The organism is Halorubrum trapanicum (genome assembly GCF_017873555.1).
In the GTDB taxonomy this organism is placed as follows: Archaea; Halobacteriota; Halobacteria; order Halobacteriales; family Haloferacaceae; genus Halorubrum; species Halorubrum trapanicum.
On sequence record NZ_JAGGKE010000011.1, the window covers coordinates 66,585 to 79,402 of the forward strand.

Consider the following 12,818-nt stretch of genomic DNA (forward strand, 5'->3'; position numbering starts at 1 on the left):
CACCCGCACAGCACCTCTACCTCCCCAGCCTCGTCAGTCGCCTCCGCTTTGCTCCGGCGACTGACTCCAGTGAGGGACCGAAGGTCCCTCTGGCAGCCGGCGCGTAGCGCCGGCGACCTCGCACGCGCTCCTCGCGCCCGTCGGGCGCTCGGAGGCGCGCGCCACCGCAGAACCAAGTATCGCCGAACGTGTCGCCCAAGACCGACACACTGCTCGCAACCGTCGTGAGATTACAATCAAAAAAGTCCTGACGGAGTCCGACGCGAGCGAAGCGAGCGTCGGGCACGTCAGGAACGCTGCGGCTGTCGAACGAAGTGAGACAGCCGCAAAGTGAGCGTCCTGACGGAGATTTGAACTCGGAAAGACGGTCGGCCTCGCTGCTCGCGGCGTCGCCGCTCGCTCGTTGAGGTGCTCGCTGCGCTCGCACCTCACTACGCTCGGCCGCTGCGACTTTCCTGCTCAAATCTCCGCAGAGTTTTTCGAGGCACGCACGGCTCGCTACGCTCGCCGTTTGGTGCCTCGAAAAACGTCCTGACGGAGATTTGAACTCCGGTCCCTGGCTCCGCAAGCCAAGAGGATAGTCCACTACCCTACCAGGACTCATCTCTACGTATCGCGGTAGAACTTAAGACGGTTACGGTCCGCCGGCCGCGTGCCTGCGGTCCGCACGGGCTCCGCGCGGGATGAACACCTTTTGTACCGATGGGACCCATGAACGCCTATGAGACGTCTTCGAGCCGCGAGCGCGACCCGGGTCGGTCGCCCCGCCGACCGGGCGGGATCCGGAACGAACCCCGGGCAACGGCAACGCTTATCCGCGAACTCGCCGACCACGGAGGTACGCGTATGGGAGCCATAGAGGAGGTGTACGACGAGCTCGACACCGACGTCGAGTTCGAGGAGTTCGAGGCCGCCGTCGAGGACAAAGTCGAACAGATGGGCGGGCTGGCGGACGAGGAGACCGCCGCGATGCTCATCGCGCACGAGCTTCGCGACGAGGAGGCCGACACCATCGCGGACATCGAACCGGGGATGAACGAGGTGAAGTTCCTCGGGAAGGTGACCGCAATCGGCGAGATTCGGACCTTCGAGCGCGACGACGAGGAGGCCGAGGAGGGCCGCGTCTGTAACGTCGACGTCGCCGACGCCTCCGGCTCCGTCCGGGTCGCGCTGTGGGACGACATGGCCGCGGCCGCCGAGGAGGAACTCGAAGTCGGGCAGGTGCTCCGCGTCATGGGCCGCCCCAAGGAGGGGTACAGCGGCCTCGAAGTGAGCGCCGACAAGGTCGAACCGGACGAGGACGCCGAGGTGGACGTCCAGGTGCTCGACACCTACCGCGTCGAGGACCTCACGCTCGGCGCGTCCGACGTCGACCTCGTCGGACAGGTGCTCGACACCGACTCGATCCGGACCTTCGACCGCGACGACGGCAGCGAGGGGCGCGTGGCCAACCTCACCGTCGGCGACGAGACGGGCCGCGTGCGGATCACGTTGTGGGACGACAAGGCGGACCTCGCCGAGGAGTTCGACGCCGGCGAGGTCGTCGAGGTCGGCGACGGCTACGTCCGCGAGCGCGACGGCGACCTGGAGCTTCACGTCGGCGACCGCGGCACCGTCGAGCGCGTCGACGACGACGTCGAGTACGTCCCGGAGACGACCGATATCGCCGACCTCGAGATCGGCCAGACGGTCGACATCGCCGGCGGCGTCATCGAGACGGACCCGAAGCGGACGTTCGACCGCGACGACGGCAGCGAGGGACAGGTCCGGAACGTCCGGATCAAAGACGAGACGGGAGAGATCCGCGTCGCGCTGTGGGGCGACAAGGCCGACCGCGAGATCGACCTGGCCGACCGCGTCGTCTTCACCGACGTCGAGATCCAGGACGGGTGGCAGGACGACCTGGAGGCGTCCGCGAACTGGCGCTCGACCGTCTCCGTCCTCGACGGCGAGAGCGAGGCGGCGGGCGGCGTCGCGAACGGGGCGTCGGGATCCGGTGCCGGCGGGAGCGGCGACGCCGATAGCGCCGACCGCGACGCGAGCGAGACCGGGCTCGGCGCCTTCGCCGAGGACGGACAGAAGGCCGCCGCCGAGGCCGTCGCCGGCGAGTCCGACGACGACGGGAGCGGCGGCGCCGCGGCCGCGACGACGGAACGGTCGAGCGAGGACGTCGAGTTCACCGGGACGGTGGTCCAGACGGGCGACCCGGTCGTGCTCGACGACGGTCAGCAGACGAGAACCGTCGACACCGACGCGAGCCTCCGGCTCGGCGAGGAGATAACCGTCCGCGGCCCGGAGCGCGACGGCACCATCGACGCGGACGACGTCTTCTGACGCGGCCGGTCTCCGTCCGGATCCGGCGGCGATGCGGGTAACGGAAAGCGTTATACGATACACGGACGCGTCTGTGTGTATGAGTGTCGAGTTGCCGTTCGCGCCGGTCGACGGGATCATCCGGCGGAACGCGGGGGAACTCCGCGTCAGCGCGGACGCCGCCGAGGAGCTGGCCCGACGGATCCAATCGCACGGCGCGGAACTGGCCGTCGACGCGGCCGAGCGGGCGACCGCGGACGGCCGGAAGACGCTGATGGCGGCGGACTTCGGCGTCGAACAGGTCGTCGCCCGGGAGGACCTCACGCTGCCGGTCGCGCCCATCGACCGGATCGCTCGGCTCCGTATCGACGACCGGTATCGCGTCGGCGTCGACGCGCGGATTGCGCTGGCCGATATTCTGGAGGACTACGCCAACAACGTCGCGAGCGCGGCCGCGACGCTGGCCCGCCACGCGGACCGACGAACCGTACAGGCCGAGGACATCGAGACGTACTTCGCGCTGTTCGAGTAGATGCGGTTCGGCTACAGCGAGCGGTGTCTCGAACACGACACCGGCGAGCGACATCCGGAGAACCCGGACCGGCTCCGCGCGATCCGCCGCGGGCTGGCGAAGCGCCACGGCGTCGAGTACGTCGAGGCGGACCCCGCTGAGAAGGCGGCGATCACGGCGGTCCACGACGCCGACTACGTCGACGAACTGGAGTCGTTCGTGGCCGACGGCGGCGGGAGCTGGGACCCCGACATCGTCGCCAGCGAGGGGACGTGGGAGGCGGCGCTCACCTCCGCCGGACTCGCCCAGTGGGCGGCCCGCGAGGCGGTCAACGGGTTGACCGGGCGACAGACGCCGTTCGCGATCGGTCGCCCGCCCGGCCACCACGCCGTCACCGGCGACGCGATGGGATTCTGCTTTTTCAACAACGCTGCGGTCGCGGCCCAGACCGTCCTCGACGAGGACCTCGCGGACCGCGTCGCGGTCTTCGACTGGGACGTCCACCACGGGAACGGAACGCAGGACATCTTCTACGACCGCGGCGACGTCCTCTACGCCTCGATCCACGAGGAGGGCCTGTACCCGGACACGGGCGCCCTCGACGAGACCGGCGACGGGGACGGGGAGGGAACGACGGTGAACCTCCCGCTGGCGGCCGGCGCCGGAGACGCCGACTACCTGTACGCCGTCGACGAGGCGGTCGCGCCCGCCGTCGACCGCTTCGACCCCGACCTGCTGCTCGTCTCCGCCGGCTTCGACGCGCACCGCCATGACCCCATCTCGCGGATGCGCGTCTCTTCGGAGGGGTACGCGCTGCTGACCGACCGGATCCGGTCGCTCGCGGACGACGTCGGCGCAGCCGACGCGTACGTCCTCGAAGGCGGCTACGGACTCGACACGCTCGCCGAAGGCGTTTCGATGGTCCACGAGACGTACGACGGCCGGACCCCCGTCGACACCGAGGAGGAACCGGACGGAAAGACGGAGACGCTCGTCGAAAATCTCCGGTCGGAACTGGGTCTGTAGCTCGACAGGCCGACACCGTTTCTCGACGCCGGACTCACTCGTCGCTACCGCTCCTCGTTCTCGTTGTTGCGGCAGCGAAAGACGCCCGGAGCGGGATTTGAACCCCAGTCGTTCCGCTCGCTCCGCTCGCTTCACTCCCTGGTTCAAATCCCTATGCGAGCGTTTGCGACGAACGGCTCGCTGCGCTCGCCGTATTGTTCGTCGAAAACGCCCGGAGCGGGATTTGAACCCGCGTCACGACCGTGACAGGGTCGTATGATGGGCCACTACACCATCCGGGCAAACAGCGACTGGCCCCGAAACGGGGGACGCCCGGAGCGGGATTTGAACCCGCGTCACGACCGTGACAGGGTCGTATGATGGGCCACTACACCATCCGGGCTTGTCGCATCAGTTCGTACCCCTGTCTGGCAAATAAGGCTTGTCATCCCCGACGAGGGTGCGGGTCCGTGACAGGAAATTTCGGCTTCTGGGCGGTGCCGACGAGGGGGATCGGCGGGCCGCGTCGCTGGTCTCGTCCGGTATCCTTTTGTGGGAACCCCGCGTGTGTGGGAGTGTCGAACGCCCCCGACCCGTGAGCCGCGCGCGGCGCCGCTTGGTAAGTCTTATGCCGCTGGCGTATATACGTATCTGTAGTATCTCGTGATAGCTTCTCCCCACCACCAGCACCCATGGTAGACGTAAGCCAACACGAACTCGTCCCGGACCACGTGCTCCTCGACGACCCCGAGGATGTCGAGTCGGTCCTGGCGGAGTACGACGTGAAGAAGACTGACTTACCGAAGATCAAACGCACGGATCCCGCGCTCCCCGACGAGGCCGAAGTCGGCGACGTGGTGAAGATCGTTCGAAACTCCCGCACGACCGACGAGGCGGTCGTGTACCGACTGGTCGTCTCATGAATAGGCAAGACCGACGCGTGGTTTCACGCGAATACTTCTCAGACGAACGGCTCGCCGAACACCACTTCCGCTCGTTCAACAACTTCCTGGACCGCGGCATGCAGGAGGTCGTCGACGAGAAGGAGACGATCGAGACGGACATCGGCGACAAGGAGGGGCAGGAGCCGGTGTACGTCGAACTCGGCGACGTGCGGATGGTCACTCCACGCGTCCGCGAGGCCGACGGCTCCGAGGAGCTGCTGTACCCCCAGGAGGCGCGGCTCCGCAACATCACCTACTCGGCGCCCGTGTTCATGGAGATGTCCATCGTGCGCGGCGGCGAGGACGAGCCGGAGCAGGTCGTCGACACGACCGAGACCAAGGTCGGCCGGATGCCGATCATGGTCGGCTCGAACAAGTGTAACATGGCGGGCTTCTCCGACGAGGAGCTCATCGACATCGGCGAGGACCCCGTCGACCCCGGCGGCTACTTCATCGTCAACGGCTCCGAGCGCGTGCTGATGACCTCGGAGGACCTGGCGCCGAACAAGATCCTCGCCGAGTACGACTCGAAGTACGGCGACGAGATCCAGGTCGCGAAGACGTTCTCTCAGCGCCGCGGCTACCGCGCGCTGGTGCTCTGCGAGCGCAACCGCGAGGGACTGCTCGAAGTGTCGTTCCCTTCGGTTTCGGGTTCGATCGACTTCGTGACGCTGGTCCGCGCGCTCGGGCTTGAGTCGGACGAGGAGATCGTCCACCGCGTCTCGGACGACCCCGAGATCGTGAAGTTCATGCTGGAGAACTTAGAGGAGGCCGACGTCCAGACGACCGAGGGGGCGATCGAGACCCTCGGCGAGCGCGTCGCCTCCGGTCAGGGGAAGAACTACCAGCTCAAGCGGGCGAACTACGTCATCGACCGCTACCTCCTCCCGCACCTCCACGAGGAGGGCGTCGACGAGGAGGACGTGCGGATCAACAAGGCGTACTACCTCTGCCGGATGGCCGAGGCGTGCTTCGAGCTCGCCTTGGACCGCCGGGAGGCCGACGACAAGGACCACTACGCGAACAAGCGCCTGAAGGTCTCCGGCGACCTCATGCGCGACCTGTTCCGCACCGCGCTCAACAAGCTGGCGCGCGACGTGAAGTACCAGCTCGAACGCGCCAACATGCGGAACCGGCAGCTCACCGTCAACACGGTCGTCCGCTCGGACGTGCTGACCGAGCGGCTCGAACACCCGATCGCGACGGGCAACTGGGTCGGCGGGCGCTCGGGCGTCTCGCAGCTCGTCGACCGGACGGACTACATGGGCGTGCTCTCGCACCTGCGTCGCCTGCGGTCGCCGCTGTCGCGGTCGCAGCCGCACTTCGAGGCGCGGGACCTCCACGCGACCCAGTGGGGTCGCATCTGCCCCTCCGAGACCCCGGAGGGACCGAACTGCGGACTCGTGAAGAACTTCGCGCAGGCGATGGAGCTGTCACAGACCGTCGAGGACGAACAGGGACTGAAACGAGAACTGGCGTCGATGGGTGTCGAGGGAATCCCCGGCATCGAGGGCGTCGAACGACAGACGGCGGACGACTAATATGGCACAAGCAGAACGCGAAGCGAAGGTGTACGTCAACGGGAGCCTCGTGGGCACCCACGAGAACCCCGACGAGCTCGCCGAACAGATCCGCGAGGCGCGCCGCCGCGGCGACGTGAGCGAGATGGTGAACGTCTCGGTGAAAGACCGGACCCGCGAGGTCATCGTCAACGCGGACGCGGGGCGGGCGCGGCGCCCGCTCATCGTCGTCGAGAACGGCGAGCCGCTGCTGGGCGACGAGGAGATCGAGGCGCTCGAACGCGGCGACGTCGAGTTCGAGGACCTCGTCGAGCGCGGCTACGTCGAGTTCATCGACGCCGAGGAGGAGGAGGACATCCTCGTCGCCGTCGACGAGGAGGACGTGACCGACGACCACACGCACCTCGAGATCGACCCGCAGCTCGTGTTCGGTATCGGCGCGGGGATGATCCCGTACCCCGAGCACAACGCCAGCCCCCGGATCACGATGGGCGCGGGGATGATGAAGCAGTCGCTCGGGCTCCCCTCCGCTAACTACCGCATCCGGCCGGACACGCGTCAGCACCTCCTGCACTACCCGCAGCTTGCGATGGTGAAGACGCAGACCTCCGACCAGATCAGCTTCGACAAGCGGCCGGCGGCGCAGAACTTCGTCGTCGCCGTGATGTCCTACGAGGGGTTCAACATCGAGGACGCGCTGGTGATGAACCAGGGTTCCGTCGACCGCGCGCTCACCCGCTCGCACTTCTTCCGGACGTACGAGGGCGAGGAGCGCCGCTACCCCGGCGGTCAGGAGGACCGCTTCGAGATCCCCGACCAGGACGTGCGCGGCGCGCGCGGCGAGGACGCGTACACGCACCTCGACGAGGACGGACTCGTCAACCCCGAGACGAAGGTGGACGAGTCCTCGGTGCTGCTCGGCAAGACCAGCCCGCCGCGCTTCCTCGAGGAGCCGGACGACATGGGCGGACTCTCCCCGCAGAAGCGCCGGGAGACCTCCGTGACGATGCGCTCGGGCGAGTCGGGCGTCGTCGACACGGTGACGCTGATGGAGGGCGAGGACGGCTCCAAGCTCTCGAAGGTGAAGGTGCGCGACCAGCGCGTCCCCGAACTCGGGGACAAGTTCGCGTCCCGACACGGCCAGAAGGGCGTCGTCGGCCACCTCGCGCCACAGGAGGACATGCCGTTCACCGAGGAGGGGGTCGTCCCGGACCTCGTGATGAACCCGCACGCGCTGCCGTCGCGGATGACGGTCGGCCACGTGCTGGAGATGCTCGGCGGGAAGGTCGGCTCGCTGCGCGGTTCCCGGGTCGACGGCACGCCGTTCCAGGGCGAAGACGAGGAGGAGCTCCGCGACGGGCTGGAGGACCACGGCTTCAAGTCCTCCGGCAAGGAGGTCATGTACTCCGGCGTCACCGGCGAGAAGATCGACGCCGAGATCTTCGTCGGGACGATCTTCTACCACAAGCTGTACCACATGGTGTCGAACAAGCTCCACGCCCGCTCGCGCGGGCCGGTCCAGGTGCTCACGCGCCAGCCGACCGAGGGTCGCGCCCGCGAGGGCGGGCTGCGCGTCGGGGAGATGGAGCGCGACACGATCATCGGCCACGGCGCGTCGATGGTGCTCAACGAGCGGCTGCTGGAGTCCTCCGACGCCGAGACGGTCCACGTCTCCGCGGAGACCGGGCTGGTCGCCGTCGAGGACCGCGAGCAGCGCCGCGTGTACGACCCGGTCACGGGCGACGAGGACGACATCCACGAGCTGGAGGTCAGCTACGCGTTCAAGCTGCTGCTCGACGAGATGATCGCCCTCGGCATCCGACCGAAACTCGAACTGGAGGACGCGATTTAGATGTCAATGCAAACACCGAAAGTGCTCGGCGGGATCGACTTCGGACTCATGGACCCGGAGACGTATCGGGACATGTCCGCGACGAAGGTGATCACGGCCGACACGTACGACGACGACGGCTATCCGATCGACATGGGGCTGATGGATCCGCGACTGGGCGTCATCGACCCCGGCCTGGAGTGTCGGACCTGCGGGTCCCACTCCGGCTCCTGTAACGGCCACTTCGGCCACATCGAGCTGGCGGCGCCCGTCATCCACGTGGGCTTCACGAAGCTCATCCGGCGGCTGCTCCGCTCGACGTGCCGCGAGTGCGGGAAGCTCGCGCTCGACGAGGCGCAGCGCGACGAGTTCCGCGACCGCTACGAGCGGGCGAAGGAGCTCGGCGACGACGAACACGACGTGTTGAAGGCCGCCGTCCGGCAGGCCCGGAAGGCGTCCACCTGCCCGTTCTGCGGCGAGCCGCAGGCGGACATCAAACACGAGAAGCCGACGACCTACTACGAGGTCCAGGACGTGCTCTCGGGCGACTACTCCGAGCGCATCGCGGCCGCGATGCAGCCCGACGAGGAGGAGGACGACCCGGGCACCTCGCCGCAGGAGCTGGCCGAGGAGACGGACATCGCCCTCGACCGGGTCAACGAGATCATGGCCGGCGAGTTCCGCCCGCGCAAGGAGGACCGCCGCGCCATCGAGAACGCGCTCGACGTCGACCTCACCGAGGAGGACATGAACAAGCTGATGCCCTCGGACATCCGCGACTGGTTCGAGGACATCCCGGACGAGGACCTCGAAGTGCTCGGCATCGACTCCGAGCACTCCCGCCCGGAGTGGATGATCCTGACGGTCCTTCCGGTCCCGCCGGTCACCACCCGTCCCTCCATCACGCTCGACAACGGCCAGCGCTCCGAGGACGACCTCACGCACAAGCTGGTCGACATCATCCGGATCAATCAGCGGTTCATGGAGAACCGCGAGGCGGGCGCCCCGCAGCTGATCATTGAGGACCTCTGGGAGCTGCTCCAGTACCACGTCACCACGTTCGTCGACAACGAGATCAGCGGGACGCCGCCGGCGCGACACCGCTCCGGCCGCCCGCTGAAGACCCTGAGCCAGCGGCTGAAGGGCAAGGAGGGACGCTTCCGCGGGTCGCTCTCCGGGAAGCGCGTCAACTTCTCCGCCCGGACCGTCATCTCGCCGGACCCGACGCTCTCGCTGAACGAGGTCGGCGTGCCGGACCGCGTCGCTAAGGAGATGACCCAGACGCTCAACGTCACCGAGCGCAACGTCGAGGAGGCGCGGCAGTACGTCCGGAACGGGCCGGAGGCCCACCCCGGCGCCAACTACGTGCGCCGCCCCGACGGCCGCCGGCTGAAGGTCACCGAGAAGAACTGCGAGGAGCTCGCCGAGAAGGTCGAGCCGGACTGGGAGGTGAACCGCCACCTCGTGGACGGCGACATCGTGATCTTCAACCGGCAGCCCTCGCTCCACCGGATGTCCATCATGGCCCACGAGGTCGTGGTGATGCCGTACAAGACGTTCCGGCTCAACACCGTCGTCTGTCCGCCGTACAACGCCGACTTCGACGGCGACGAGATGAACATGCACGCGCTGCAAAACGAGGAGGCCCGCGCCGAGGCTCGCGTCCTCATGCGCGTCCAAGAGCAGATCCTCTCGCCCCGGTTCGGCGGGAACATCATCGGCGCGATCCAGGACCACATCTCCGGCACCTACCTGCTCACCCACTCGAACCCCGAGTTCACGGAGACGCAGGCGCTCGACCTGCTCCGCGCCACGCGCGTGGACGAGCTGCCCGAGGCCGACGGCGTCGACGACGAGGGACGCGAGTTCTGGACCGGCCGGACGCTGTTCTCGGAGCTGCTCCCCGACGACCTCGACCTCTCTTTCACCTCCTCGGCCGGCGACGACGTCGTCATCGAGGACGGCCAGCTGATCGAGGGAACCATCGACGAGGACGCGGTCGGCGCGTTCGGCGGCGAGGTCGTCGACACGCTCACGAAGGAGTACGGCGAGACGCGCTCGCGCGTGTTCATCAACGAGATTGCGTCGCTGGCGATGCGCGCGATCATGAACTTCGGGTTCTCGATCGGGATCGACGACGAGTCGATCCCGCCGGAGGCCGAAGAGCAGGTCGACGACGCGATCGAGAGCGCCTACGACCGCGTCCAGGAGCTAATCGCGACGTACGAGGCCGGCGAGCTGGAGTCGCTGCCCGGCCGCGGCGTCGACGAGACGCTGGAGATGAAGATCATGCAGACGCTCGGGAAGGCCCGCGACTCGGCCGGTGAGATCGCCGACCAGCACTTCGCCGACGACAACCCGGCGGTCGTGATGGCCCGCTCCGGCGCGCGTGGCTCGATGCTGAACCTGACGCAGATGGCCGGATCGGTCGGCCAGCAGGCGGTCCGCGGCGAGCGGATCAACCGCGGCTACGAGGACCGGACGCTCTCGCACTACCGGCCGAACGACCTCTCCTCGGAGGCGCACGGCTTCGTGGAGAACTCCTACCGCGGCGGGCTCACGCCCGAGGAGTTCTTCTTCCACGCGATGGGCGGCCGCGAGGGGCTGGTCGACACGGCGGTCCGGACCTCCAAGTCCGGCTACCTCCAGCGTCGGCTCATCAACGCGCTCTCCGAGCTGGAGGCGCAGTACGACGGCACGGTCCGGGACACCTCGGGTCGGATCATCCAGTTCGAGTTCGGCGAGGACGGCACCTCGCCGGTGAAGGTCTCCTCCGGCGAGGAGGACGGGATCGACGTCGACAACATCGTCGATCGCGTCGTCGACGCCGAGTTCGCGTCCAGCGAGGAGAAAGAGCGGTTCCTCGGCGAGCGCGAGCCGCCGACGAACCTCTCGGAGCACGCCGGTCCGGGGCTGAACAAGGCCGCGGAGCTGGAGGTGGAGTCGGATGACTGAGTTCGACGGCGTCACCGACGACATGGAGGCGGTCGTGGAGGCGACCGAGCTTCCCCGCCGGCTCAAGACGAAGGTGTACGAGGCGATAGACCGCAAGGCAGAGGAGACCGGTGAGGTCACCATCGAGCAGGCGACCGACGTCGTCGAGGGGGTCGAGAACCGCTACGAGCAGACGCGCGTCGACCCCCTCGACCCGGTCGGGACCGTCTCGGCGCAGTCGATCGGCGAGCCGGGGACGCAGATGACGATGAACACGTTCCACTACGCCGGCGTCGCGGAGATCGACGTCACGCAGGGCCTCCCCCGGCTCATCGAGCTGGTGGACGCCCGGAAGACGCCGGACACGCCGATGATGACGGTCCACCTCGACGGCGAGTACGCGACCGACCGGGAGAAGGCCCACGAGGTCGTCTGGTCGATCGAGGCGACGCGCATCCTCGCGCTCGGCGACGTGTCGACGAACGTCGCGGACATGCTGGTGCGGATCGACTTAAACGACGACACCCTCTTGGAGCGGTGGCCGACCCACTCCGACCCGACGGCGGTCGCGGAGATCATCGCCGAGACGATCGAGGACGCGCTGGGCGTCGACGCCCGACAGGCCGGCACCGTGGTCGAGTTCGGGCCGAACGAGCCGAGCTACCGCGAGCTGCTCCAGCTCGTCGAGCGGCTCCGGGAGATCGTGTTCAAGGGGATCGAGGAGATCGAACGCGTCGTCATCCGCAAAGAGGAGATCGACGGCGACGAGGAGTTCGTCCTCTACACCGAGGGGTCGGCGTTCGGCGACACCCTCGCGATCGAGGGGGTCGACGCCTCGCGGACGACGTGTAACAACATCCACGAGATCTACCGCAACCTCGGGGTCGAGGCGGCCCGCGAGACGATCATCGACGAGACGAAGAACACGCTCGAAGAGCAGGGGCTCGACGACGTGAACGTCCGGCACCTCATGCTCGTCGCCGACATCATGACGAACAACGGCGAGATCGAGTCCATCGGCCGGCACGGCATCTCCGGCAACAAGGACTCGGTGCTCGCGCGCGCGGCGTTCGAGGTGACGGTCAACCACCTGCTCGACGCCGCGATCCACGGCGAGTACGACGAGCTGGACGGCGTCATCGAGAACGTCATCGCCGGCAAGCCCATCTCGATGGGGACCGGCGACGTCGATCTCCGGATGGGGTCACGCGTCGTGAGCGACGACTGATGCGCGTCGAGCTCTCCGACGAGGCGCGGCGCTACATCGGTCGCTTCGACGAGCTGACCGGCGTCACGCCGACCGACTGCCTCGTGGAGAGCGAGCGACTCGTGTTCGTGGTCCCGGCCGGCGAGATGGCCGCCGCGATCGGTCAGGGCGGCGAGACCGTCGAAGAGGCGGAGCGCCGGCTCGGCAAGTCGGTCGATCTGGTCGAGGACGCGGACACGGCGGCGGGGTTCGTCGCGAGCGCGCTCTCGCCCGCGGCGGTCAACGCCGTGACGATCTCGGAGCAGAACGACCGCGTGGCCTACGTCGAGGTTCCCGAGGCGGACCGCGGCGTCGCCATCGGCGCGGACGGTGCGAACATCGAAACCGCCCGCCGACTCGCGGAGCGGCACTACGACGTCGACGACGTTCAGCTGACGTAGGGCGCGTCGTTCCGGCCTGCCCGCGACGATGCCGGGCGTTTCCGGGATCGATTCGTCGGTGTGAACCGCGTGAACGACGACATCTCGCGGCGGCTTATCGGCTCAACGTTGTT

The 12,818-nt window shown here is 67.8% G+C and carries 9 protein-coding genes and 3 tRNA genes; 9 read left to right on the forward strand and 3 right to left on the reverse strand.

What is annotated here, in order from left to right:
- Positions 1-527 precede the first annotated feature (527 nt).
- Positions 528-600: transfer RNA gene (locus J2744_RS12210), tRNA-Arg, on the reverse strand.
- Between the two features lie 246 nt (positions 601-846).
- Between J2744_RS12210 and J2744_RS12215 the strand changes: the two genes are divergently transcribed.
- The 3 genes from J2744_RS12215 to J2744_RS12225 all read left to right on the forward strand — a co-directional run bounded on the left by J2744_RS12215 (position 847) and on the right by J2744_RS12225 (position 3,850).
- Entirely contained in the window at positions 847-2,334 is a 1,488-nt protein-coding gene (locus J2744_RS12215) for a single-stranded DNA binding protein (RefSeq protein WP_210113631.1), read from the forward strand.
- Positions 2,335-2,413: 79 nt separating this feature from the next.
- Positions 2,414-2,845 carry a histone family protein gene (locus tag J2744_RS12220; protein ID WP_210113632.1) on the forward strand — a complete coding sequence of 144 codons (432 nt, stop codon included), beginning with the start codon at positions 2,414-2,416 and terminating at the stop codon, positions 2,843-2,845.
- A complete protein-coding gene (locus J2744_RS12225) occupies positions 2,846-3,850 on the forward strand; it encodes a histone deacetylase family protein (RefSeq protein ID WP_210113633.1) in 1,005 nt (334 codons plus the stop codon).
- A 208-nt stretch (positions 3,851-4,058) separates the two neighbouring features.
- Here J2744_RS12225 and J2744_RS12230 read toward each other — a convergent pair.
- Together J2744_RS12230 and J2744_RS12235 are read right to left on the reverse strand one after the other, a co-directional pair.
- Positions 4,059-4,131 (reverse strand) — tRNA-Asp (locus J2744_RS12230).
- A gap of 28 nt (positions 4,132-4,159) precedes the next feature.
- Positions 4,160-4,232: transfer RNA gene (locus J2744_RS12235), tRNA-Asp, on the reverse strand.
- A gap of 289 nt (positions 4,233-4,521) precedes the next feature.
- Between J2744_RS12235 and J2744_RS12240 the strand changes: the two genes are divergently transcribed.
- From J2744_RS12240 to J2744_RS12265, 6 genes are read left to right on the forward strand one after another with little or no spacing between them, the layout of a single operon-like run.
- Positions 4,522-4,752, forward strand: a complete 231-nt coding sequence (locus J2744_RS12240; RefSeq protein ID WP_210113634.1) for a DNA-directed RNA polymerase subunit H — start codon at positions 4,522-4,524, stop codon at positions 4,750-4,752.
- Complete coding sequence (locus J2744_RS12245; RefSeq protein ID WP_008444332.1) at positions 4,749-6,314, forward strand: DNA-directed RNA polymerase subunit B''; 1,566 nt, start codon at positions 4,749-4,751, stop codon at positions 6,312-6,314. Before J2744_RS12240 ends, J2744_RS12245 begins: the two co-directional genes overlap by 4 nt.
- Position 6,315: 1 nt before the next feature.
- A complete protein-coding gene (gene rpoB, locus J2744_RS12250; protein WP_210113635.1) occupies positions 6,316-8,145 on the forward strand; it encodes a DNA-directed RNA polymerase subunit B in 1,830 nt (609 codons plus the stop codon).
- A gap of 6 nt (positions 8,146-8,151) precedes the next feature.
- Positions 8,152-11,079 carry a DNA-directed RNA polymerase subunit A' gene (locus tag J2744_RS12255; protein ID WP_210113672.1) on the forward strand — a complete coding sequence of 976 codons (2,928 nt, stop codon included), beginning with the start codon at positions 8,152-8,154 and terminating at the stop codon, positions 11,077-11,079.
- Complete coding sequence (rpoA2, locus tag J2744_RS12260; RefSeq protein ID WP_210113636.1) at positions 11,072-12,286, forward strand: DNA-directed RNA polymerase subunit A''; 1,215 nt, start codon at positions 11,072-11,074, stop codon at positions 12,284-12,286. The genes J2744_RS12255 and rpoA2 overlap by 8 nt, the downstream gene beginning before the upstream one ends.
- Complete coding sequence (locus J2744_RS12265) at positions 12,286-12,705, forward strand: NusA-like transcription termination signal-binding factor (protein WP_210113637.1); 420 nt, start codon at positions 12,286-12,288, stop codon at positions 12,703-12,705. The genes rpoA2 and J2744_RS12265 overlap by 1 nt, the downstream gene beginning before the upstream one ends.
- The last annotated feature ends 113 nt before the right edge of the window (positions 12,706-12,818 follow it).

Excerpts from the sequence above, each read along its gene's own strand:
- J2744_RS12215 (WP_210113631.1), top strand. The coding sequence starts at position 847 with ATGGGAGCCATAGAGGAGGTGTACGACGAGCTCGACACCGACGTCGAG.
- J2744_RS12220 (WP_210113632.1), top strand. The coding sequence starts at position 2,414 with ATGAGTGTCGAGTTGCCGTTCGCGCCGGTCGACGGGATCATCCGGCGG.
- J2744_RS12225 (WP_210113633.1), top strand. The coding sequence starts at position 2,846 with ATGCGGTTCGGCTACAGCGAGCGGTGTCTCGAACACGACACCGGCGAG.
- J2744_RS12240 (WP_210113634.1), top strand. The coding sequence starts at position 4,522 with ATGGTAGACGTAAGCCAACACGAACTCGTCCCGGACCACGTGCTCCTC.
- J2744_RS12245 (WP_008444332.1), top strand. The coding sequence starts at position 4,749 with ATGAATAGGCAAGACCGACGCGTGGTTTCACGCGAATACTTCTCAGAC.
- rpoB (WP_210113635.1), top strand. The coding sequence starts at position 6,316 with ATGGCACAAGCAGAACGCGAAGCGAAGGTGTACGTCAACGGGAGCCTC.
- J2744_RS12255 (WP_210113672.1), top strand. The coding sequence starts at position 8,152 with ATGCAAACACCGAAAGTGCTCGGCGGGATCGACTTCGGACTCATGGAC.
- rpoA2 (WP_210113636.1), top strand. The coding sequence starts at position 11,072 with ATGACTGAGTTCGACGGCGTCACCGACGACATGGAGGCGGTCGTGGAG.
- J2744_RS12265 (WP_210113637.1), top strand. The coding sequence starts at position 12,286 with ATGCGCGTCGAGCTCTCCGACGAGGCGCGGCGCTACATCGGTCGCTTC.